We start from the raw sequence: 21,664 nt of genomic DNA, 5'->3' as shown, positions 1-21,664 counted from the left end.
TCCCGTTATAAGCGGGCAAAAAGTAAAAAACACATACCCTCATGAAAAAGTCCATTTTTCCGATCGTCCTATGTCTGACCCTTGGAACTGTGCATGCTCACGCTAATAACGGTAATTTTAACAATGAAGGTGAGCGCTCCAAGAAGAGCAACACCGTGGTACGGAATATTCTCTCCGACAAATTACCCTCGAAGCTTTTAGCAAGCATTAAAAAGGAATACAAGGATTATTGGATCACGGCTCTAAGCAAGGAAGAGGCCAGCGGCAAGATCTCTTATCACATCACGGTCGAAAATGCAGACCAGATCATTTCGCTTTCTGCTACGCGCAGTTCCGGTTGGGCTGTTGCGCGCATCGTGCCAAAAGATCAGGGAACATTTTAATATAGTTCCGAAGTTAGTGAATGAAGCCCCCGTGATACGGGGGTTTTGTTTTTTTGTGTGTCTTGTCCTGAAAAAGTGTTGACAACTCCTGCTCCAGCGCTTCTCCCCGAAGGTTTTTGGCGATGATCCTTCCGTCCTTATCCAGCAGGAAATTCATAGGTATGCCTCTTATACCATAGAGTACGGCAGCGCTGCTCCGCCATCCGTTGAGATCGGCCACGTGCGTCCAGGGCAGCTGATCCTTTTTGATAGCTTCCAGCCATTTGTCCTTCTTATCATCCAACGACACGCCGAGGATATTGAACCCCTTGGGATGGTAGCGTTGCCAGGCAGCAACGATGGCGGGGTTTTCCCTGCGACAGGGCCCGCACCAGCTGGCCCAGAAATCTATCAATACATATTTACCTTTGAAGGAAGAGAGAGAGATGGGCTTGCCTTCGGAACTGTTCAGGGTAAAGTCCGGAGCGGGCTGGCCCACATCGGTGAGGAGGGCCTTGTCCCGGACCTCTTTTACTTTCTGGCCATAGTAGGACGCCCGAACAGGTGCGTCCAACCGCTCGTAGAGACTGTCTAATTCCTTTCCATCCGGGTTCGTGGCAAAGGCCGTAGAAAGCTCAAATGCGGAGACATAGGACGAAGGATGTTGCCATACAAACTTCTTTATCAGATCCTTTTCCTGTTGTCCAATGATCTTCGCAACATTAACGAGACTATCCTGCAATTTTTTGTTGTTCGCATCGGATGCAATCTTAAAAAGACTGTCCAGGCTTTGTGCAACGGTATGGACCGGCACGAGCGCCTTGCTTAATACACTGAAATCATCCTGGGCCGGGGCTCCAGTGATCATTACTGCGTCGTCCTGTAATGAATCTATACGGGCGGTGAGCTCCAGCTTACCATTCTGCAGGAAAAACCCGAACCGGAAGTCCATATTGCCCTGGTTGAAAAATCCCAGGTTGCAGAATTCGGGGGTATCTGCACGGCCGGTGAATTCGAAAACACCATCGTGAATATCCGCGGTATCAAATTTATTTTCTTTCTGTCTGTGGCATATGTAGACCTGTCCTTCATCGAGACCTGCGATCTTACCGGTGAGCGTGTAAGCACGTGTATAGTCGGCCTCCTTTTTGCCGACGCCATTGCAGGAGAGCAAGGCCAGCAGAAGGAGGATGGATAAAGGTTTCATGAGAAAATTTGTGCTTAAATATATGTATGTTGGCTGCAATCCGTGTGCGGCGAAGGATAACATTGAATAAATATCAGGGTATTGCATTAATTAGAACTTTGTTTTAGCTTTGGGTATCCAAATGGTACCGCAAGAACACCTGCCACTCTGGGACAAAATTCAAAGCTTTCCTATCGATGATGGAACGGCGGTGGTTCCTTTCTCTGCCAAACTTGCCGCCACACAAAAATGGTCGATCGAATTTACACATAGAGCCATCGAAGAATACAGGAAGTTCATCCTGCTGTGCTGTATTTCCGAAAAGGGAGCTTCTCCCTCTCGGACGGTGGATGAAGTATGGCATCTGCATCTGACCTACACGCAATCTTACTGGAAAGACCTCTGCCGTGACACCCTGGGTAAAGACATCCATCACCATCCTTCCTCCGGTGGCGACCAGGAGGACCACAAACACCAGGAATGGTATAAGGAAACCCTTGCACAATATCGCTCTCTATTTGACGTCGATCCTCCATCCGATGTCTGGCCACCCCCCGAACCGGGTGTCAGCATACCGGAAGAACCTCGTGTTACCTGGAACAGATCGGCTGTTGCGTCAGTCGTGATCCTGCTGCTCTCTCCCTTCTTATTCATAGATGGCGTGTATCATACCTTATCACCTTTTACACTCGGAGGTCCACATTTTCTCGTATTCTTTCCTTTGTATGGGGCCGCACTGTTTTTTTCCTACGTCATCTACCGCTGGCAGGTGAAGCGAAGTATTGACGGGGTGGTCGCGGACTATTTTCCAACCGATGTCTCCACCTTCCAGATGGCTGACCTTTTATATGGCAGGCATCGGGCTTTGCAGGCAAGCATCATCGATCTGACAAGAAGGGAGCTGATCGAAGTGACCAAGGATAATTTCTTCCAGGTGAAGAAAGCAAAGTACCGGACTTTCCCGAAGGAAGAGAATCCTCTGATCACTGCTTATGCAGAAGCAGAGGATGGCAGCATACATGCCTATGACGAACTTTATGACAAATGGTATACGCGGGGGAAATTTTCCCACCCTGCGCTGGAGGCCCTGAATAAATTTGGGCGTCGTCCGGAATCCTTTGCCCGGGCATATCTTTTTCATTTCGCTTTTTACATGATGCTATTGGTCAGGTGTATCCAGGCCATGATGAACGACCGGCCTTTTGTTTTGCTGTTGCTGGAAGCGGCCGTACTGTCCGTTTTGTTTTTCGTGGCATTGAGATCTTTCTCGAAATCTTCGCTGGTCCGCGCGAGAGTTAAAGAAAGGCTTGAAAGGCTGGTGAGTAAAGATGCGGAGTTAGTGTCAAAGTTTGCCCTGGAAGGTATTCCGGCCATAAACGGCCTAACGGAAGGCGTGTTGCTCACAGGGATATTTGCAAGTTATACGCCCGTAAGTTCCTGGGGCTCTTCAAACGGTGGGAGCAGCTGCAGCGGGGGAAGCAGCTGCGGTGGCGGGAGCTGTGGAGGAGGAGGTGGTGGTGGATGCGGCGGGTGTGGGGGTGGCGATTAAAAGATGTCCTTTATGAAAGATAATTTTTCAAGCCAATCAGATAAATATGCCAGGTTCCGGCCGACGTACCCCAAGGGAATGTTTGATTATTTGCTGTCTATTGTTCCAGGCAGAGAAAACGCATGGGACTGTGGAACGGGCAATGGACAAGTGGCCGGGGTGCTGGCGGAGTATTTTGACAGGGTGATGGCGACTGACATCAGTCAACAGCAGATAGATCATGCTGTCAGGCACGAGCACATCGAATATTCAGTGCAGCGTGCGGAAAAGACTACTTTCCCTGATGACACCTTCGACCTGATCGCGGTGGCGCAGGCTATTCATTGGTTCGACTTCGACGCTTTCTATAAGGAAGTGCACAGAACGATCAGGTCAGGGGGTGTGCTGGCCGTCATCGGGTATGGACTTATACGAACCAATCCTGCTATCGACAAGATCATTGGCGGCTTCTACCGTACTATCGTAGGACCGTACTGGGATAAGGAAAGGAGATATATCGATGAAGATTACAAGACCATTCCCTTCCCTTACCGGGAGATCAATGCCCCTGCCTTTGAGCATAGCGTTGAATGGTCGTTCGAGCACCTGGTCGGATACATCGGGACCTGGTCGGCCGTAAAGCATTATGAAAAGGAAAAGGGTCATGATCCGATCGACCTGGTGCGTGATACGTTGAAAGCAAGCTGGGGGAACGATAAGACGATAAAAGGAAGGTTCCCCATTCTGCTCAGGGTGGCAAGGATTGAAAAATAATGACGTAAATAGCCCTTAAAAAGTCGTGATTGCCGCCTGCTGCTCTTTAGAGAACAAGGTACCTTTGTAAGAAATATTGTTTTATGAAGCAAACACCTGCAAAGGGCAGCTTGAATAAACGATTTACTGCCGAACTGCAAAAGAGTCCCAACAAAGGCGGCTGGACTTACCTGGTCTGGCCTGATTCAGCAGTGTTTTTTGGTACCAGGGGGCTGGTAAAGGTAAGAGGTACGGTGGATGGGCATCCATTCCAAAGCTCTTTCATGGCATTAGGTGATGGAAGGCATAAGTTGCCGATAAAGGCTGATCTGCGTAAGACCATTGGCAAGGACGCGGGCGACCTGGTGACTGTGCAGTTGGAGGAAAGAATATAGATGGCAATAAATTTAACCATCCTGGATATATAAAAAATGCAGCAAATGATAACCAGAATATGGCATGGAAGGACGTCCCTTCAGCACGCGGATAGCTACCTGGATTTTCTGCTGAACGATGGCACCAGAGAATACCGGGAGACGCCGGGCAACCTGTCTATAAAAGTATGGAGGCGGAAAGAGCAGGACTGCTGTCATTTTTATACCATTACGGAATGGGAGAGCATGGACGCAGTGAAGCGTTTTGCAGGAGAAGATTATGAAAAGGCGGTGTATTATCCTGAGGACGAAGGTGTCTTACTAGAATTTGAACAGAAGGTCTATCATTATGATAGTTATGATGTGACGAAGAAGTGATCCCCGGGACAATGATTCAATGAGAAACACGACTGCCGAATTGCCTTCGAATGATCCCATACAGCTCATCAAAATTTGCATTCAATCCATTGGCAGAAATACTGATGGGGGAACCATAGGATCTATGATTAAGCGCCATTGCCTTCCTTTTTATCAGATTGGTTTGTCTGTCGATATATTCTTCCGGGTTGCGCACTACGATCATAATGAACCTATTTTTATACACAGTGCTTATTTTTATTTCCAGTACATCTTCCCAAAGGACCAATCCGGCCGAAACACCGCTGGAATTGTCCGTGATCCCTTGATCGTCAATGATCAGGCCAGGTCTGTTATCAGGCAACTTTCTCACAAGGGTGAAAGCGACAATTCCGAAAAAAAGAACCGACAGAACGCCCGCAACCCTTATGACTGCCGGATCGCCCAAAAATGCATTTTCAATCACGGGAGGCTTTATGATAAACCAGCAACCTATAATTACGAACCCGAGCGACCCAAAGAGCATTAAAGTCAATTTCTTTTTGTTCAAAGGAATTTCCACATGTTCAGTCATGGAGCAAATTGAAATGAGTCTAAAAATAGTATTGAAAAAGTGAATTATTCGTATTTCCTATACAATGTATAGAGGATCTTCTGTTCTGGCAGACCCCAGGTGCGGGTGGTATCCTGTTCAAAATGCCGCTTGAATGCAAGGACTGCGGCACTGCTATCCTTTATATCATAGCCGATGACCCGCAAGGCGGTCAGGCTGCTGAAGCTTTCGGGAACACAGATGCCTGTGGTATCGCCATACCATAGTCCAAATCCTTTATCTGCCAGCGCTTTCCAGGGGAAGGCGGCATTGGGATCGTTCTTACGGGTGGGTGCTATATCGCCGTGCCCGATGAAGTTGGCGGCGGGTATCTTATAGGAACGCTTCAACGTGTCCAGCAGATGCAGCAGGCTATTGATCTGTGCGTCGGGAAATGATTCGGCGCCATTATTGTCCAGCTCAATGCCTACTGATATGGAATTGACATCCGTGATATTACCCCATTTGCTGATGCCGGCCTGCCATGCCCGCAGGTAGTCATTCAGCATATGATAGATGGTGCCGTCCTTACAAATAACGTAGTGCGCGCTGACCTGGGTCCTGGGCAAGGTGAAGGTCTGCAAGGTCTGGGGGCAGCTGTTTTGTGCAGTATGATGGATAATGATAAAGTTGGGTCTGCGCATGTTGAAATTAGTCGTTCCGACCCAATAGGGGGACAGAGGAACTGAATCTGCGTCAGTGGCCAGGGGTGTCTGGCTAAGTATACGAGCATATGCCCGTGACTGCCTTTTATAGTCTTTGTTCGTCGTCTTATAGGGATTGACCTTACATGACAGGAACAGGAATAAGAACAGGCTGAAAGAGATGATATATTTTCTCATAAATCCTTAGATCTGTGAATAAACGGCGGGCTCCAGGAAAGTGCGGGTGATCTTGGAGATCAGCCTGGCATCTGCATACTCAGGCATCGCGCTGATCTTTTTCCATTCCGGATCGCTGCCGAATGCCTTCCAACGTGCGTCATGCGCTGCCATATCATCGAAACAAAGCATATAGGTCAGGTTGGGTCTGCGCAGACCAATAATGGTCTCTCCGAAGAACACGGGCCGGGCCCCGATCTTTTTAAAGACAGCGATCTCACCGGCATCATTGAACATCTCTATCTTCTTTTGTCCTGCTGCCTCGCCAGGGCTCTCATAACAGCGTAATTCGAACAGGCGCGGCTTTTTATCCGGCAGTTCAATCCGGGGCATTTGTACGAATGCTTTTAGCAGGGAGCTCTCTATCCGCTCGTAAGCAGGGTGGGCAGGGTCGGGGGAGAGATAGGCTTCTCCTGCACGCAGGTACACCTCATCATGAGCCAACTTTCCATTGATCGCCGTGAATGACCCTATGGATTTGAAAGGGATCAGCAGGAACATTTTACCTGTTGCCTGAGGCTGCCATTCGGAGAAAACACCAATATTTTCAATGCCGGCACGATTCAGCGCAGGGAGATAGGCCTGTTCAAGATAGGCACCGGTCAGCCGCCGTTGGGCATCGTTGGCAAACAGATAGGTCCGAAGCTCATACCATTCCTGATCCTTACTGCTCATAGCGGGGGCATTTTCAGATGGAAGCAATCCCGTCAGCAGGGGGCCTGAAAGTAATGCCGACTGTACGAATTTGCGTCTGTCCATTGGTTAGCTGTTCTTGATTTTGTCTTTTTGTTCGGCTTTCCAGATGGCAAGATCGATGCCCGACAGACCGGAAGGGTGGGCTAACGCTGCAGGCTCCTTTCCTTTCCTGACAGGAGCGGGCGTACCGATCTCTTTGAGCTCGCCTGCAAAGCCATCTTTGGCAGGCCGGTGGTCTTCCCAAAACTTCGCCAGGAAGTTCAAAGCCTGTTGAGGCGTTTCTATTTTCTCTTCCTCTTTCAGCACTTCCAGTAGTCGCAGATCGAATCTCACCGGGACGGGTTTGTTCTTTTCTTTTGCCATAGGTTACAAATGTATGAAAATCATGGGACGCCATTCCGAAATGGTTATTCAGGCAAAAAAAGGGTAGTTATATCTTTTTCTGCATTTTTACGATCCCCAGCACTTCGCCGTCAGGCAGGAGCTCATCAATCCTTTGCAGGGGATGGTAACCCATCGCTATGTATAGTGGAACGCCGGGCAGGGTGGCGCCCAGTTCAAGGCTGGCGAAGCCATTGCTTTTCGCCGCCGCTTCACAGGTGGCGATGATCTGTCTGCCGATGCCCCGTCTTGCATGATCGGGATGTACAAAGAATGCCCGTATCCTGGCGGCATCTTTAGCCGGATCGAGTAGTGGGTCTTCAGTCTCTTTGTGCTGGTCTCCTCCATAAAGGGTATTTCGTTTGCTCCAGCCGCCGCAGCCAACGATGGCATGATCTTCTTCAAAGATATAATACGTTCCGTCGCTGATCAGCTGGCTGTCGATGCCGAAGACATACCGGATGGCGCTTTCGATCTGGGCCGGCGTATAATATGCAGTGCTCAGCCCGCGAACGGAGATCGCTATCAGCTGCTGCAATGCCGGGATGTGTTCAAAGGTTGCCAATTTGATCATAGTGTCGCAAATCTATTAAGAAATAAGGTAACGAGGCAGGATTGAACAGGACGCCGGAAAAGGCAGATTGCCCTAATTTTATCCGTGAAGAAACTATTCGTATGCACTTGATAACAAAGGCCCTGTATTGGTTGACATTGATGAGCTGCAGTTTACTTGCCGCCGCGCAGGCCGACACCTGGCCCGCTATTGATGCCCTGGGTCGTCGGCTTCCAATGGCTGCGCAACATGGCGTCATACGGAAGGACCGTTATGTAGGGGTCTTCTATTTCGTGTGGCATGGCGCGCATGGCTATGATCACGAAACGCCCGCCAGGGAAGATGAGGGCGTCCAGGATAAGCATCCCGGGGACACGGTGAGCCCTTATGATATTACACAGATGCTGGCGGCGCATCCTACCGATCCGCAATATGGACCTTCGCATGCCTATCATCACTGGGGCCAACCCGCCTTCGGATATTATGTGTCGGATGATGAATGGGTGATCCGTCGTCATGTGCAAATGCTGTCGGATGCGGGTGTGGATGTCCTCATACTCGATGCGACCAATGCCCTGATCTACCTGCCGCAGGTGACCAGGCTGCTGGCTACCTATGCAGCGTTGCGCCGGGAGGGCCGGTCAACGCCTGCCGTTGCCTTCATCGTCAATACCCAGCCAAAAGAGACAGTACGTCGGCTGTATGAAGCCATCTATGCCAAAGGGCTGTACAAGGAACTTTGGTTCTACTGGAAAGGCAAGCCCCTGATGTTATGCCCACCTGAAGGCTTAAGCGATACCACCGCGGCATTTTTCACCTGCCGTCATTCCTGGGCCTGGAGCAAGGGTCAGGAATGGTTTGCCGACGGAAAAGACAAATGGCCCTGGCTGGACCATACCCCTCAGAACTATGGATGGCATGAGAAGGGCAGACCGGAAGAGATCAGCGTAGCAGTAGCGGAGCATCCCATATCCAACATTGGCAGAAGTTTCCATGACGGAAAGGAGCCGGATAAGCTGAGGAGCGGAGAAGGACTTTATTTTGCCGAGCAATGGAAGCGGGCTATAGCCGTGGATCCGGAATTTGTGTTTGTTACGGGTTGGAATGAATGGATCGCCATGCGCTTTATTGCCAAAAATCCCAATAAGATGCTAGGCAAGGTCGTGCCACCAGGTGGATCCTACTTTGTAGATGAATACAATGAAGAATACAGCCGGGACATCGAGCCTGAAAAAGGACCATTGAAAGATAATTATTACTATCAGCTGGTGGAAGGCATCCGGCGATATAAAGGGAGCAGGCCGGTGCCGGTGGCGATGCGGGACCATGCGATACAAATAGACGGGCTGTTCGCCGATTGGAATGGGGTAGGGCCGGAGTTCACCGATGATGCAGGCGATACTTTCCACCGCAATCATGCCGGATATGGAAGAATAAGATCTTATACGAATACATCCGGTCGGAATGATATCGTATACGCAAAAGTGGCTGCGGACAGGCGGCTGGTGTCATTTTATGTCAGGACGGCTGGCACTTTGTCCCCTTCTACCGACAGCAACTGGATGATGCTTTATATCGGTACGCAAGATACTGTACACGCTGCCTGGGAAGGCTTTCAGTTCCGGGCCCGGAAGACCGTAGCAGGGGAGGTTGCGCTCGAGCAGTATACGGCGGCGGGGACCTGGAAACAGGCAGGGATAGTGAAGATGGAAGTCAAAGGCAATGAATTAGAGCTAGGCATCCCTAAGAAGCTGTTAGGAATAACGGGTGCGCATTTCTCACTGGACTTTAAATGGACGGATAATATCCCCGACGACGGCGACCCCATGCACTGGCTGGACACGGGTGATACGGCGCCTAATGGACGGTTCAGATACAGGTTCATCAGATAGAAGCCTGTCCTTAGCTTAGTTTTTCGGTAAAAAAATCGATGGTCCGTCGCCAGGCCAGCTCTGCTGCGGCTTTGTCATACCGGGGCGTCGTGTCATTATGAAACCCATGGTTTACGCCAGGATAAATGTAAGCGGTGTACTCTTTTTTGTTCTCTTTCAAGGCACTTTCATAGGCGGGCCATCCTTCATTTACGTGGGTATCCAATCCTGCATAGTGCAAAAGCAGCGGCGCTTTTATCTGTGGAACAAGCTCCGTTGGTGGCTGCGCTCCGTAAAACGGGACAGCGGCTGCCAGCTCCGGTAGCCGGACTGCCATCAAATTGGCGATCCCGCCGCCAAAACAAAAACCCACCACTCCTATTTTCCCGTTACAATCAGGATGCTTTTTAAGATATTCATACGCTGCTATAAAATCCTCCAGCATTTCATTTTTATCCCTTTTACTCTGCAGCTCGCGGCCTTTGTCGTCATTACCCGGGTAGCCGCCTAATGGCGTTAAAGCATCGGGGGCGATGGATATAAAACCGGCCAATGCCGCCCTTCTGCCGACATCTTCGATGTACGGATTTAATCCACGATTTTCATGAACGACAACGATGCCACCCAACTTCCTCGTCGCGTCAACAGGCTGAGAGAGTAATGCCTTGATCGTCCCGCCGCCTTTTTCGGATTTGTAATTAACATATTCGGATCTCAGACGCGGATCATCTGCGCTGACCTGGATGGAATTTTTATAATCGGGCATGAGAAAGCTCATCAGTGCAGGGACTGTAATGCTTCCTACCGCATAGGCAGAAAGCTTTTCCATAAAATCACGTCTGTTTAACCTGTTGTGGGCATAATCGTCATACAGGTCGAATACTTCCTGTTTAATATCTTTTTTCTCTATTTGCATATAAGGTTTATCAGATACTAATTTATGAATTATAGCCGTATTTTCGTTCTATAACCAAAATAACAGGGAGCAAAGACAGCTGTAAGCGATATGTTATTGAAGGCAATAAAGTATATTATGAATTTGGGAAGGCTAAAAACTAACAAACCTTAGGGCTGCTTCTTATTGACCGTCCAGTCGCTTAGCTGAAAATCACGGCTGCCATTATTGGCTTTGATGCTCAGCCGGTAGAATTTATACTCCTCATTATTATCGAAGAAATAAAGGATCTTCTTCTTCCGTTCGTTGGCCCCCCATTGTGTCCTATTGATGGTGTGCAAGGTGATCCATTTGATATCATCCGTCGACCCCTGCAAAGACCAGGATTTAGGATCGCGGTCCCAGGCGTCGTTGCCGGAGGTCATGGTGTAGGCGCCTGCAACCACAGGGCTATTGAACTCGAATTTGATCCATAGGTCCCCTGCAAAGCCGGATTGGAAGAATTTAGTCGCGTCGTCCTCATCTATCACCCGTAAAGATCCTTCATTTGCCGTAGGGCCGCCCCCATTGTCACGCGAAACGGAAAGGGTTCCGCCAATGGTCTTAATATAGTTCTCCCCGACCTTGGTGGGATCGAAGTTAGGGTCCACTACATTCAGCAGGATCTCTTTAGTAGCCCAGTAACCCTGGGAGTTGGTCGTATTCAGTATGACATGGTACGCGCCGGGAAACCGGTAGGAATGCAGCGGCGCCACTTCCGTGGAGCTGCTGTCATCCCCGAACTGCCAGAGCAGCTGCTTATAATTGGTCGATGAGCTGGAGAACTGATAGACCAGGAATTTGGCGCTGTCGGGTAAAGTGTAGGTGAAGGCCGCGGTAGGCTTGGGTTCTTCTACCACAGGCGGCGCCTTCTTAGTTTCTTTTTTGCATTGCACGAACAGACTCAGTATAAACAAGAGATTAAAAAGCTTTTGCATGGTCATTTTATTTGCTGGTTGCTGCATTTATGGGGCCGGGAATAATTGAGACTTAGGAACGATACGCCTGGATATCAGGTTCAGCACTTCATATTCCAGGTGCGCCTGCTCACCGCCATAGTTTTGACGATGTTGCGCCTCTATCTTATAGCGCTGGCCTCTTTCCAGCGTTATCGTCGCCTTTCTCGTAGGCTTATCCCATTCCACGGTGAAATCGTCTATGATGGCATTACCGTCGATCAGGAGCCGGCAGCCGTCGTCCCAGCGGGTCTGGTAGAAAGTGTACTGGCCTCGTACCGGGGCCAGGAACTCGCCTGTCCACCGTGCGGAGCTGTTCTCAACACTGATGGCAGAGCCCTTCCAGTGGTCCTGGAAATCGATGGTGGGGTCTATCCGGACGATATCGGGCGCCCTTCCGTCAAAGTCAAGGAACTGATTGTTGGAGAAGTACTCGGCTTTTAGTCCTGTGCCATTGCCCGTGATGTAGGAATTGTTGTCGAGATTGACGGAAGGGCTCACCAGGACGATGACGCTACTTTTTGTCGGGTGCAGGATGTGGCGGGTCGGTTCCGCCAGGCTTACATAGAACGCGAAATAATTGTTCGCGGTGATGTTGGCGTCGAATACGGACCAGGGAATGGCCAGGTTGACGATGGCAGAGTTTAGGCCGGTGCCCATTCTCACGATGGTGTCAATGGAAAATTCGGCAGCCGTCAGCTGGACTGTGTTCGCCGGGAGCACATTGGAGGCGATGAGTTTGTCGATCGTGTCGGTATTGAGCTTTATTTTTACATTGAAGGCGGCGCTGGCCTGGTTGGCCAGGCTGATGATCAGCGGAATGGTGATACCGCCGGAATTACTGACATAATTTTGCTGAAAGTCCACGTGTAAGATACCGCCGCCGCCATTGGAAATGGACAAAGTGTGAAGATCGTCGGCGCTCATCAGATCCGTGGAATTGATCACTACCAGGCAAGTGGATTTCGCCGGGTCGATCTTGTTGCCTTTGCCGGGATTCATCAGCCGGATCATAAAGGCCACGTTCTTTCCGTAGTTGGCCTCCACTTCAGAAAGCTTTACCGTAGCGATGCCCGTGGCGCTATCTGTCCCATAGGACACATTGATGACATTGGGAAGAACGACAGCGCTGGAAGCTGCCGCAACCGTGTTCTGCAAGGCGCCACTGGCGATCAGCTGGGCCACAGTGTCATAGTTCACGTCTACCGCGACCTGGAAAGCCTTGCCTGCCGGACCGGAAAGTTTGATATGGAAGGGCACAGTAACGAAGGAATTGTCTTTCGTGATCTCGCCCGCCACGATGTTTTGCGCAGAGACGATCCTTGGTTCCGAGGTAATGGATGCCAGGTCCTGCACGTCTTTTTTCTTGCAGCCCGTCGTCAGTAAGAGGAGGCATATGCAAAAGCAGCCAATTTTTTCCATATCGAAGTAATTGAATGTTTTCATTATTTTCAGTTATTGGTCCAGCCAGACCCTTCCATCGAGATCCCAGCTTTGCTTGCTGGCAATTTTAAACCAGGTGATGATCTGAGCGGGTATATCCGTCGTTTGGGGTACCAGTTCTGCCAGGCTGAGGTCAGAAGGCGGACAGATCAGGTCGTTGAAGCTTTCCCAGGGGTAAGTTCCCTGCATTTGAAAATCGTGCTCCAGCGGCCCGTAATCCTTTATGAGCGTCCCTTGTCCATCCGTCGCAGGCCAGTATCCGGCCAGAAAATTGAAATATGGATGGCTTTGGTCAATGGAAGTCTCGCAGGCATACCGGTCGATCGTCGCGTCGGGGAGTGTAAATTTAAAAAACCGGACATCGGTGATATATACATCGGGGGTCCCGTGGCCATTGCCGTTTAAAAAACCCAGCTTTAAGGCATTGTTGTTGCTCAAGCTCCCTGAAGCGGTGATCTCTCCCTCGTTATTAAATGCGCCATTGGTATAGGTACGTATAAACCTTCTGCCAGCACGAGTTTCACATTTGACGGAAATATTCTCCCATTTGTCCTTCTTGAGGTCGGCGCCCCGTACCTGGTGGTAATCACCGTCTTTCGTGCCACGCCATTCCAGGTACCAATAATGGTTCTCGAGATAGATCACCCACCCGACGCTGGGATGTCCGGCGGACCATTCATTTCGTTTGCCCAGGACGCTGGGCCAGAAGAACGCTTCCTCATTCTTTTTGATCTTGAGCTCTATGGTGAAGTTTGTCGTGTCGTCGATGTTATAATCGCCGGCATCATCGATCTGGGCCGTGACGGCATCGCCTTTCAGCCGGATGGTTTTGCCGATGTACCTGTTCCCCGTGAATGGCTTGACGATGATCCTGGGCTTGTAATTAGGATTGTAATAAAGGATAAAAGCATTGGCCGCGGGGTTACTGAATATGGTATTGTCATTTTGATTGGGTGGAATGGTAAACGGCCCGCCGCCGCTGGAGGCGATGACGACCAGCCAGTCCTCCCTTTCGAAGTTCGGTCGCTGGCCCAGGGCGGTCATGATGTCACCCACATAGCCATCGAATTTTTCGATGGCAGCTTTATATGCCGGAAAAGACGTGTCATAGCCGGATTGAGCGCCGGCTTTGTCGACATCTGTAAAATGCCCGACAACCAGAGAGGCTGTGTCGGTCTTCAGGTTCTCTACAACAGCCGTACGGGTTTCCTCATCCGTGTTCAGGAGCTTCATTTTATCCGCGTCTGTGGTGAGATGGTTGGCAAAGTCGGCGGAAGAGGTGAAAGCCGCGATACTGATGGCAGGGTTGCTTTCTTTTATCCGACGGAAGAGGACCGGATAGTTTTGAAGATTTGTATTGTCGAATGACATATCCACCACCTTGTGCTTTTCCTTTTTCACACCCGTCAGCAAGTCCGCCCAATTGTTGGCGATGGAGGTAGCTTCCGGATCATTCACTGCCACCCAGCTATAGATGGAATGAGATAACAACGTCTTGATGTGGGGTGTATTGGACGCGTTGACAGAGGTTCCTCTTGCTCCATCCACGATCAGATAGAGCACCTTTCGCTGCCCGTAAGAGACGGTGACCGTGTCTGTATACTTTGTGTCCGGCAACATCCTGGTGAACTTCTTGTTGCAGGATACTATTGCCGTAACCACCACAAACAGGGTCAGATGAAATAGAGACAGGTATTTTTTCATGCTGGTCAGTTAATTCGTTGAATAATTAATTTTGCTGGCGTTTATTCCAGGGTTACCCTTATGATATTGCTCACCGGTTGATTATCAAATCTGTCAATGGAACCTATCAGCAACAGCGCTCTTTTCCCGTCGGCGGAATGGGTTTCGATGATATCTGACAAGCTACCGGAAAAGGTACCCGTGGCATTGTATCCCGATGCAAAATTCCCTGTCGCCGTCAGCACCATGAAGCCGTTGCGGGTAACGTTATTGTATTTCTTGAACCTGCCGCTAACGACAATGAGCCCGTCGTTCAGCTGCCGGGCAATACCCACAAAGCCGCCTTCGAATTCCTTCCCTATGAAGCTTTCATCCAGTGTGCCGTCCTCGTTCAGCAGCGCGATCCCCGGGGCCGCCTTGCCTGCATAGTGCCGGAAATCGCCGGTGATGAGGTATTTTTTGGTGACGGTGTTGTAAGTGAGGTTATTGATGGAATTGTCTGCGCCTGGGCCTGGCGTAAAGGTATTGTCGATGGTGCCGTCGGGGTTCAGCCTAACGATGCGGCCGGCCGGTTGTTGGTCGAAGGTGGTAAAGTTGCCGAAGATCACCAGCTTTTCCAGTTTTTCCGGCTCATTATGCATAAAGGAGCCGATGGGCCCGTTGGCAGCCGGAAAGCCCTTTCCTGTCGCCTGGTTAAACCGGAAGCTGCTGTCCAGTGACCCATCCGGGTTGAAACGAAGGATCTGGCGCATCTCAGTGCTATCCAGTATCACGGTATCTTTCGTAAACGTGTAATTCGGCTCGGTATATGTCCTTTTCACATAGTACCTGAAATTGCCCGTCGCGAGTATTTTATTTTGATGGACATACAGACGGCTGATAAAGTCATTTGTCCCGCCGTTGAATTTGGGGAAATACATGGTGGTGTCCGTTTGTGAAGGCCGGCGATAGGTCTTCACCCCCATGGTATCGATGGTACCGTTGGCGTTTAGAGTGGTGATATTGCTGATATTCTCGGTGCGCTGGTCATATCCGCTGAAGCCGCCGGCAATGACAAATTTGCCTCCCAGTTCGATGATGCTGGCTAATCCGCCGTTGGCCGCTTTCCCGGTCCGGAAGGTGCGGTCCAGGTCGCCGTCGGCGGATGTCCGGACGATCCTGTTCAGGGGGGCGACGTATCCCTTGTTATCGTAATTGGTGAAGAACCCTATGACAATATTCCTTCCATCTGTCAGCGGGTAAACCTCCGTGACAAAATCGTTGGCGCCCGCCTGTGCGCGGAAAGTGGGGTCGATCTTTATTAAACCCAGCACGGAGAATGGCGGACCGAGCACCAGCTGGTCATCGACGTTGATGGAGGTTATCCCGCTGCTGGCGGCGGCCGGCACCTTCACATCGATGCCGGATTCCGTAATACCCACGATCTCCGCCTTCTCTCCGTTGAAAAGAAAGGAGAGCTTATCCTTGTAAGCGACAAGGCCCGTAGCCTGAAAATGCACCGTGGTGCCCGCTATTCCGCTGGCAGGTACGGGAGGAGCATCGCGATCCAGCTTTATGCCTAATGGGGGCTTGGCGTTGGCATAAGGATCTTTGTACACGGTATCGGTCTTCTTACAGCTTTGTACGGCAAGCATCGTTGCGGCAATGATCAAAAAATACGTAAATGCTTTCATTTTAGTCCGGCATTATATACTTCGGTGAAAAAAATATTGGGGTCATAGCCCAGGTACAGGCCGTCAGTCAGTAGGGCATGCACGACCCCGTTCTTTGGTTTAATATCTGACGAGGAAACAGAAAAACTTCTCCAGTCATAGTCCGGGTTGGAAATATCCGGAATATAGCTCAGCACCAGCTGCCGATAGCCGAGGTATTTGATACCATTGGCATCGGCAAACGTAACCCCGATGTTCATCACGTTCCCGCCCAGGGTATAATACAAGCCGCCGGGATAGATATTCACCAGACTGAAATCTATCTGGGGGTAGTCTTTCAGCCTGTTGGCGCCCTTGAAAATATACTGCAGGAGATACTTCCGCCAGATGGAAGAATCGATCTCGGATATGTCCCGGACGGTATCTCTGCCCCGTCTATACAAAAAGCTGTTCAGCCCGCCGGTATAGATGGTGCCGATGGTCCGGTTGATCACCTGGTCGTCCGGCGCGAAGAAAGTGATATCTTCTTTGTTGAACATATCGGTAAGCCCGGCCAGTCTCACCACCTGGGCAATGGTGTCGAAAGGGGCGGGATGCGCATCCAGGTAATCCAGCATCGTGCCCGGAAAATTTGCCTGGGCAAGACCGCCGTCCTTATAATATTTGTCGCGTTTGCAGGCGGTGAATGCCAGCAGGACGAGGCCGCAGATCGCAATGGTATTTTTTATCATAGTTGATTGATGGAATGTGGTAATTAGTTGCCTCCGTTGGTCCAGTAATCATTCAGTGTCATATAGGGATTGTTGTCCAGGGCGCTCCTGCTGATGGGCCAGGTCCAGGCGCCCCTGTTGAATTTATCCAGGGTGAGCACATTGTAGGACCAGGTGCTGCTGAGGATCCGGCGCGTGCGAACCATGTCGAAATAATGGTGGCCTTCGCCCATGAGCTCACGCGAACGCTCCAAAAAGATAAAATCTTTCAGATCCGCGCCGCCGCCGCCTGTGTAGTGTCCTGCTTCGGCCCTGTCACGCACCATGTTCACCAGCTTGATGGCTTCGTCGTCCCGTCCCAGCTCTGCCAGGGCTTCGGCACATAAGAGGATCTCCCCGGCATACCGGAAGATCATGAAAGTATTGTCGGGATTCTTATCCTCGTCTCCCGTAATGAAGGAATTTTGCGCAAACTTGAGCATCATGAATTTTCCATTGTCCGCATAGATATTATCGTCAAACCAGACGGTGGCCCTTCTGTCGGCACTGCCCAGATAAAGCTTCTGCATATATTCAGCCCTGAAGAAAGCAAAGCTCACCCGGTGCGTGTATTCCGGTCTTTTATAAGGATAGTGAACGAACATATCGGAGATGGGTGCTATGGCGCTGTTGTCGTCATTGTAATTGACACTGCGATAAAATTCAAAAAGACTTTCATCGGACCTCCCTTTTATCACGGTCGACCATTCGTTGAGCGGCAGGAGCCGGTAGGCGCCGCTACTCACCAGCTCATTTCCCAGGGCGGCCGTCTCCTCGTAATAGTGCTCGGCCTTGCTCTTGTCAAACCCCGCATTCCACATGTTCATATTCATCAGCAATGCGATGATGCTGCCCCTGCTGGCCCGCACCCCTTTCAGGGCAGGGTCGGAATAGCTCCAGGGAAGGTTATCCTTATACTTTGTCAGGTCAGCAATGCAGTTATTTAGCACCGTTACCATCTTTTCCCTGGGCAACGCCGTCGAATGAAAAGCATCGGTGAAATAGGGAACGTCTCCGTACAGACGTACCATGAAAAAATAGGCCATCGACCGGGCAAATGCCGCCTCACCTTCGAATTGTTTCTTTTCCGTTTCGGAGACACCCGGTATGCCTTTTTCCAGCTTGCTGAGCAGGATATTGGCACCTTGTATCACCTGATAATATTCCTTCCACTCGGTGATATTTGAAAAATTGTAAAAATTCCAAGGCTGGTTGCCGCTCAACAAGGTGAGCAGGTCATTCCTTCCCAAGACCTCGACATATGCCCGTGCGGGACCATTGTCCGATTGCGCTTCCGACAATACTTCGCCTGACCGGTATTCACCTGTCGCGCCGATGAAGTGGGTTTCGTTGACCTTGTTGAACAATTTCCTTGACAGATCATAGATATTGGCGACCACATCTTCCTTCGATTGATAGAAGTTATTACCCGATAGCTTATCGATGGGCTGAATATCCAGGAATTTCTTACAGCCGGGGCCGGCGAGGCCGGCTAGCAGCAATATGATATAGCAGATGGTCTTTTTCATCATGAAGTGGGTTTAATTGCCAGTATTGAGTTCTATGTTTATACCGAGGTTGTATTTACGGGGGACGGCATATCCGCTGGACACATCCCTGCCCAGGGTGGTGACATTCTCCGGGTTCGGGCCCGAGTAACCTGAAAAGGTGACGAGGTTCTCCGTGCTAAAGTAGATCCTGGCGCTGTTGAAGCCGATCTTCCTGACGAGTGCCCTATTGAACATATAGGATACAATGACATTGTTTATTTTCAGGTAGCTGCCATCCTCGGCCCAAAGGGTCTGGTCGGGCCGAAGGGGCTGGATCTGGTTAAACCTTCCATAGTCGTAGGGATTGGGATACCTTGCATGATCCCCCGGCTTGCGCCAGATGTCGAGTTCGCTCAGAGGTACCACCGCCCGCAGATCGAAGGGATCCCTTGTAATGGACATGCGGTCGGAGAGGGCATTGTTCAGGATGGTGCGCTTGGCGGTGAAGGTGGCGTAGACATTCAATCCGAAATTCTTATAGGTCAAATTCGTGGAGATGCCGCCTGTCACCAGGGGCTGAGAATTGCCGCCCACCTCATAGTCTTTGTCATCCAGGATATAATCCCCGTTGACATCCTTGAAATAGGGGTCACCTGCCTTGAACGCCGTACCATTGGTCTGGTATCGCTTACCCGTCGCCGGATCTACGGGCACATCTTCATCTTTGCTGAATACGCCCATGTTCCGGATGAGATAATTGGACAACGTATTCCGTCCTACGCGAAATACGGTGTGCTGCCGGTAGGGGCTGTTGTCAGTTCTGATATACTGGCCGTTGTATTCCGCCGGCAGCTTCAGCAGGACATCCCGGTTGATGGCGCCATTGACAGACACTGTCCAGGTGAAATATTTTCTTACGATGGGTCTGGCCGTCACCATCAGCTCATACCCGTAGTTGGCGATGCCCGCATCGTTGCTGGCCAACTTGCCAAAGCCTGTATTCGTGGCAAGATTCCGGTCGAAGAGCAGGTTGTCCACTTTCTTGAAGTAGGCGTCGAAGTTGATGACAAACTTATCGTTGAAAAGACCCGTTTCGAAACCGAAGTTATACTGCGTGGTGGTGGTCGGCTTCAGGAAAGGGTTGGGTATCTGGTCGTAGTTGATCCCGATCGTGGGATTGTTGTTGAAATTGCCGTTCAGGTTATAGAGGCCATAGATGCTCTGAAGATTTCCCGTCGGCACGATATTTTGTCCCCAGGTCAACCGCAGGGCGCCGTAGGAGAGCCAGATAAGATCCTTCAGCCACTTTTCTTTGCTGAAGTTCCATCGCAGTCCGACTGAAGGATTCTTGGAATAAAGATTTTCCAATCCATTGGAAGACGTGCCATCCAGTCTGTAAGAGAATTCCGCTATGAACCTTTTTTGATAATCGTAGGAAATGGAGCCGGCAAAGGAGGCGATAGTGGCGTTCTTAAAGTTCGCCAGCACCCCGCCGCCCCGTGAAAAATAGGCGTCGAAGCCGATGGGGCCCTGCACCTGGTCGTTAGGGGTCCTTTCCTGTCTGGTGATACGGGATTGGGCGCCTTGTTTATAGATCTCGTTGAAAGCGTTGACAAAAATAGTATGATCTCTCGCTATCGTTTTGAAATAGGTGAAGTTGTTTCGGTTGTACAACGTAAAGTTCTTGCCGGTGAAATCGTAGACCCGGGCGAACTGGCTATTGGCCGCAGCGGGCGTAAAAGTGGATTCCGTCTCCGAAGTATTGTCATAGCTAAGGCTGGATGAGAATGCCACACCGAGGAATGGTTCATAACGCATATCTACATTTGCCCGCAAGTTCCTCGAGTTGTTGTCATTTTTCGTTTTCAGGGCCGACACCACGGCGCCGGAAGATTGATAATAGGAGGGTGGGGGTAGCAGTGTGGAGGCCGTTCCGTTGTCAGCTACGCCTTGCTGAAGGATCCCCAGTCCATTGCCTTTACCCTGCATACCCAGTGATCCGAAGAGGGAGCTGAAGACCCTGAATTTGTCACTGGGCTTGAACTCCATGTTCATATTCAGGTTATACCTGTCAAAACCTGTGTTCTTGATAACGCCTTTTTCGGTGTAATACCCCAGGTTCGTCTTGTAGTTGAATTTGGTATTGCCGCCGTCCAGGGCGAGGTTATGCGTCTGGTTATAGGTAGTCCGGTAGAAGACGGCCTGCCAGTTGGTGGAATTGTTCCAATAAGGGTTCAGGCTGTCCGCCAGAAAGGCCGTTCGGTTGATCCGCGTGATGTCGTCGTAGTTGCGGGCATTGCTGATGATCTGGCCGATCTTCAGCTGGCGTTCGGCATTGCCGCCCAATGTCTCGCGGAGCTTGGGGGGAGTGGTCATAAAATAATTGGCGGTATACCTGACACGGGGAACCTTGGAATTTCCTCTTCTGGTAGTGATGATGATAACGCCGTAGGCGCCCCTCGATCCATACATGGAGGTAGCCTGCGCATCTTTGAGTACCTGGATGGATTCGATATCTTCCGGAGGTATCAATGACAGCGGGCTGATGCCGGGTCCCTGGGTCTGGAACCCATAGTCTGACGCCTTGTCGGCATCGATGGGTACGCCGTCGATGATATACAGGGGTGATGTAGGTTGAAGGAAGGATTCGCTGCCGCTGCCTGAAATGCTGAGGTTGGAAAGTCCCCGCATCTGCACCGAGCCCCTGAAACCAGGTGCTCCTGTGTTGTTCTGAATATTCAGACCGGGCACTTTACCCTGCAGCAGCTGCTCCACATTGGAGACAGGCACGTCCTGTACCTCTTTTCCCATGACGACATTGACGGCCCCGGTCGTCGTCTCCTTCGTCCTTCTCTGATAGGCGACAATGATCGCGTCATCCATCGACCGGTTATTTGTTTCCATGGCCACTTTTATATTTGTCTGGCCCGGCTCCAGCTTCACTTTTTTGGTGGCGAGGCCCACCGAGCTGAAGACAAGGGAGGCGTTGGCAGGCACCCTGATCTCAAAGCGCCCTTCTGCATCCGACATGCCCACTCCTTTGCCTGTCTTTTCATTGGCAATGGTGACGCTCTGCAACGGAGCGTTGGAGGTCTTGTTCACCACCATACCCCGGACCGTGACCGTAGCGGGAGGAGCTTGCGCGAGCAGGAACCAGGAAGGAAAGAGGCTGCCGGTCAGCAAGAGCAGAATGTATAAACGTAATTTCATTGTATTCGATTAT

Annotated in this window: 20 protein-coding genes; 6 read left to right on the top strand and 14 right to left on the bottom strand. The window is 50.6% G+C overall.

The annotated features are described in order from the left end of the window. Positions 1 to 41 precede the first annotated feature (41 nt). Entirely contained in the window at positions 42 to 383 is a 342-nt protein-coding gene (locus Q4E93_RS14015) for a hypothetical protein (protein WP_303586159.1), read from the top strand. 13 nt (positions 384 to 396) lie between these two features. On the opposite strand, the gene Q4E93_RS14010 is transcribed toward Q4E93_RS14015, so the two are convergent. Then, complete coding sequence (locus Q4E93_RS14010) at positions 397 to 1,569, bottom strand: TlpA disulfide reductase family protein (RefSeq protein ID WP_303586157.1); 1,173 nt, start codon at positions 1,567 to 1,569, stop codon at positions 397 to 399. A gap of 121 nt (positions 1,570 to 1,690) precedes the next feature. Here Q4E93_RS14010 and Q4E93_RS14005 point away from each other — a divergent pair, with 121 nt between their 5' ends. From Q4E93_RS14005 to Q4E93_RS13990, 4 genes are all read left to right on the top strand, one after another. Then, positions 1,691 to 3,097 carry a glycine-rich domain-containing protein gene (locus tag Q4E93_RS14005; RefSeq protein ID WP_303586155.1) on the top strand — a complete coding sequence of 469 codons (1,407 nt, stop codon included), beginning with the start codon at positions 1,691 to 1,693 and terminating at the stop codon, positions 3,095 to 3,097. A gap of 12 nt (positions 3,098 to 3,109) precedes the next feature. Further along, complete coding sequence (locus Q4E93_RS14000) at positions 3,110 to 3,850, top strand: class I SAM-dependent methyltransferase (RefSeq protein ID WP_303586153.1); 741 nt, start codon at positions 3,110 to 3,112, stop codon at positions 3,848 to 3,850. An 83-nt stretch (positions 3,851 to 3,933) separates the two neighbouring features. After that, a complete protein-coding gene (locus Q4E93_RS13995; protein WP_303586151.1) occupies positions 3,934 to 4,224 on the top strand; it encodes a DUF1905 domain-containing protein in 291 nt (96 codons plus the stop codon). A 45-nt stretch (positions 4,225 to 4,269) separates the two neighbouring features. Continuing rightward, positions 4,270 to 4,581 carry an antibiotic biosynthesis monooxygenase gene (locus tag Q4E93_RS13990; RefSeq protein WP_303586149.1) on the top strand — a complete coding sequence of 104 codons (312 nt, stop codon included), beginning with the start codon at positions 4,270 to 4,272 and terminating at the stop codon, positions 4,579 to 4,581. A 16-nt stretch (positions 4,582 to 4,597) separates the two neighbouring features. Here Q4E93_RS13990 and Q4E93_RS13985 read toward each other — a convergent pair whose 3' ends face one another. The 5 genes from Q4E93_RS13985 to Q4E93_RS13965 all read right to left on the bottom strand — a co-directional run bounded on the left by Q4E93_RS13985 (position 4,598) and on the right by Q4E93_RS13965 (position 7,684). Continuing rightward, positions 4,598 to 5,134: an STM3941 family protein gene (locus Q4E93_RS13985; protein ID WP_303586147.1), complete on the bottom strand. Its 537-nt coding sequence runs from the start codon at positions 5,132 to 5,134 to the stop codon at positions 4,598 to 4,600. A 44-nt stretch (positions 5,135 to 5,178) separates the two neighbouring features. Beyond that, positions 5,179 to 5,994, bottom strand: coding sequence for an N-acetylmuramoyl-L-alanine amidase (locus Q4E93_RS13980; RefSeq protein ID WP_303586145.1), 816 nt, complete (start codon positions 5,992 to 5,994; stop codon positions 5,179 to 5,181). A gap of 6 nt (positions 5,995 to 6,000) precedes the next feature. Then, entirely contained in the window at positions 6,001 to 6,792 is a 792-nt protein-coding gene (locus tag Q4E93_RS13975) for an NIPSNAP family protein (protein WP_303586144.1), read from the bottom strand. 3 nt (positions 6,793 to 6,795) lie between these two features. Then, positions 6,796 to 7,092: a hypothetical protein gene (locus Q4E93_RS13970; RefSeq protein WP_303586143.1), complete on the bottom strand. Its 297-nt coding sequence runs from the start codon at positions 7,090 to 7,092 to the stop codon at positions 6,796 to 6,798. Between the two features lie 67 nt (positions 7,093 to 7,159). Beyond that, positions 7,160 to 7,684, bottom strand: coding sequence for a GNAT family N-acetyltransferase (locus tag Q4E93_RS13965; RefSeq protein WP_303586142.1), 525 nt, complete (start codon positions 7,682 to 7,684; stop codon positions 7,160 to 7,162). A 101-nt stretch (positions 7,685 to 7,785) separates the two neighbouring features. Here Q4E93_RS13965 and Q4E93_RS13960 point away from each other — a divergent pair, with 101 nt between their 5' ends. Continuing rightward, a complete protein-coding gene (locus Q4E93_RS13960; protein ID WP_303586140.1) occupies positions 7,786 to 9,555 on the top strand; it encodes a glycoside hydrolase family 71/99 protein in 1,770 nt (589 codons plus the stop codon). Positions 9,556 to 9,565: 10 nt separating this feature from the next. Here the strand turns inward: Q4E93_RS13960 and Q4E93_RS13955 are convergent, their stop codons facing one another. The 8 genes from Q4E93_RS13955 to Q4E93_RS13920 all read right to left on the bottom strand — a co-directional run bounded on the left by Q4E93_RS13955 (position 9,566) and on the right by Q4E93_RS13920 (position 21,651). Next, on the bottom strand, positions 9,566 to 10,450 hold the full coding sequence (locus Q4E93_RS13955) for a dienelactone hydrolase family protein (RefSeq protein WP_303586138.1): 885 nt from the start codon (positions 10,448 to 10,450) through the stop codon (positions 9,566 to 9,568). A gap of 149 nt (positions 10,451 to 10,599) precedes the next feature. Next, complete coding sequence (locus tag Q4E93_RS13950; RefSeq protein WP_303586136.1) at positions 10,600 to 11,406, bottom strand: PKD domain-containing protein; 807 nt, start codon at positions 11,404 to 11,406, stop codon at positions 10,600 to 10,602. Between the two features lie 27 nt (positions 11,407 to 11,433). Beyond that, positions 11,434 to 12,870, bottom strand: a complete 1,437-nt coding sequence (locus tag Q4E93_RS13945) for a PA14 domain-containing protein (protein ID WP_303586134.1) — start codon at positions 12,868 to 12,870, stop codon at positions 11,434 to 11,436. A gap of 9 nt (positions 12,871 to 12,879) precedes the next feature. Next, positions 12,880 to 14,571, bottom strand: coding sequence for an alkaline phosphatase family protein (locus Q4E93_RS13940; protein ID WP_303586132.1), 1,692 nt, complete (start codon positions 14,569 to 14,571; stop codon positions 12,880 to 12,882). A gap of 41 nt (positions 14,572 to 14,612) precedes the next feature. Then, the gene (locus tag Q4E93_RS13935; RefSeq protein ID WP_303586130.1) at positions 14,613 to 16,223 is read right to left on the bottom strand and encodes a DUF5008 domain-containing protein; all 1,611 of its coding nucleotides are present in this window, start codon (positions 16,221 to 16,223) and stop codon (positions 14,613 to 14,615) included. After that, a complete protein-coding gene (locus Q4E93_RS13930; RefSeq protein WP_303586128.1) occupies positions 16,220 to 16,933 on the bottom strand; it encodes a hypothetical protein in 714 nt (237 codons plus the stop codon). The genes Q4E93_RS13935 and Q4E93_RS13930 overlap by 4 nt, the downstream gene beginning before the upstream one ends. 23 nt (positions 16,934 to 16,956) lie before the next feature. After that, positions 16,957 to 18,483: a RagB/SusD family nutrient uptake outer membrane protein gene (locus Q4E93_RS13925; protein WP_303586126.1), complete on the bottom strand. Its 1,527-nt coding sequence runs from the start codon at positions 18,481 to 18,483 to the stop codon at positions 16,957 to 16,959. 9 nt (positions 18,484 to 18,492) lie between these two features. Next, positions 18,493 to 21,651: a SusC/RagA family TonB-linked outer membrane protein gene (locus tag Q4E93_RS13920; RefSeq protein WP_303586124.1), complete on the bottom strand. Its 3,159-nt coding sequence runs from the start codon at positions 21,649 to 21,651 to the stop codon at positions 18,493 to 18,495. Positions 21,652 to 21,664: the final 13 nt, after the last annotated feature.

The sequence above is a fragment of the Flavitalea plasmicola genome, from assembly GCF_030546645.1.
Classification (GTDB): Bacteria; Bacteroidota; Bacteroidia; order Chitinophagales; family Chitinophagaceae; genus Puia.
This window is presented reverse-complemented; position numbering and strand designations above follow the sequence as displayed.

Excerpts from the sequence above, each read along its gene's own strand:
- Q4E93_RS14015 (WP_303586159.1), top strand. The coding sequence starts at position 42 with ATGAAAAAGTCCATTTTTCCGATCGTCCTATGTCTGACCCTTGGAACT.
- Q4E93_RS14010 (WP_303586157.1), bottom strand. The coding sequence starts at position 1,569 with ATGAAACCTTTATCCATCCTCCTTCTGCTGGCCTTGCTCTCCTGCAAT.
- Q4E93_RS14005 (WP_303586155.1), top strand. The coding sequence starts at position 1,691 with ATGGTACCGCAAGAACACCTGCCACTCTGGGACAAAATTCAAAGCTTT.
- Q4E93_RS14000 (WP_303586153.1), top strand. The coding sequence starts at position 3,110 with ATGAAAGATAATTTTTCAAGCCAATCAGATAAATATGCCAGGTTCCGG.
- Q4E93_RS13995 (WP_303586151.1), top strand. The coding sequence starts at position 3,934 with ATGAAGCAAACACCTGCAAAGGGCAGCTTGAATAAACGATTTACTGCC.
- Q4E93_RS13990 (WP_303586149.1), top strand. The coding sequence starts at position 4,270 with ATGATAACCAGAATATGGCATGGAAGGACGTCCCTTCAGCACGCGGAT.
- Q4E93_RS13985 (WP_303586147.1), bottom strand. The coding sequence starts at position 5,134 with ATGACTGAACATGTGGAAATTCCTTTGAACAAAAAGAAATTGACTTTA.
- Q4E93_RS13980 (WP_303586145.1), bottom strand. The coding sequence starts at position 5,994 with ATGAGAAAATATATCATCTCTTTCAGCCTGTTCTTATTCCTGTTCCTG.
- Q4E93_RS13975 (WP_303586144.1), bottom strand. The coding sequence starts at position 6,792 with ATGGACAGACGCAAATTCGTACAGTCGGCATTACTTTCAGGCCCCCTG.
- Q4E93_RS13970 (WP_303586143.1), bottom strand. The coding sequence starts at position 7,092 with ATGGCAAAAGAAAAGAACAAACCCGTCCCGGTGAGATTCGATCTGCGA.
- Q4E93_RS13965 (WP_303586142.1), bottom strand. The coding sequence starts at position 7,684 with ATGATCAAATTGGCAACCTTTGAACACATCCCGGCATTGCAGCAGCTG.
- Q4E93_RS13960 (WP_303586140.1), top strand. The coding sequence starts at position 7,786 with ATGCACTTGATAACAAAGGCCCTGTATTGGTTGACATTGATGAGCTGC.
- Q4E93_RS13955 (WP_303586138.1), bottom strand. The coding sequence starts at position 10,450 with ATGCAAATAGAGAAAAAAGATATTAAACAGGAAGTATTCGACCTGTAT.
- Q4E93_RS13950 (WP_303586136.1), bottom strand. The coding sequence starts at position 11,406 with ATGCAAAAGCTTTTTAATCTCTTGTTTATACTGAGTCTGTTCGTGCAA.
- Q4E93_RS13945 (WP_303586134.1), bottom strand. The coding sequence starts at position 12,870 with ATGAAAACATTCAATTACTTCGATATGGAAAAAATTGGCTGCTTTTGC.
- Q4E93_RS13940 (WP_303586132.1), bottom strand. The coding sequence starts at position 14,571 with ATGAAAAAATACCTGTCTCTATTTCATCTGACCCTGTTTGTGGTGGTT.
- Q4E93_RS13935 (WP_303586130.1), bottom strand. The coding sequence starts at position 16,223 with ATGAAAGCATTTACGTATTTTTTGATCATTGCCGCAACGATGCTTGCC.
- Q4E93_RS13930 (WP_303586128.1), bottom strand. The coding sequence starts at position 16,933 with ATGATAAAAAATACCATTGCGATCTGCGGCCTCGTCCTGCTGGCATTC.
- Q4E93_RS13925 (WP_303586126.1), bottom strand. The coding sequence starts at position 18,483 with ATGATGAAAAAGACCATCTGCTATATCATATTGCTGCTAGCCGGCCTC.
- Q4E93_RS13920 (WP_303586124.1), bottom strand. The coding sequence starts at position 21,651 with ATGAAATTACGTTTATACATTCTGCTCTTGCTGACCGGCAGCCTCTTT.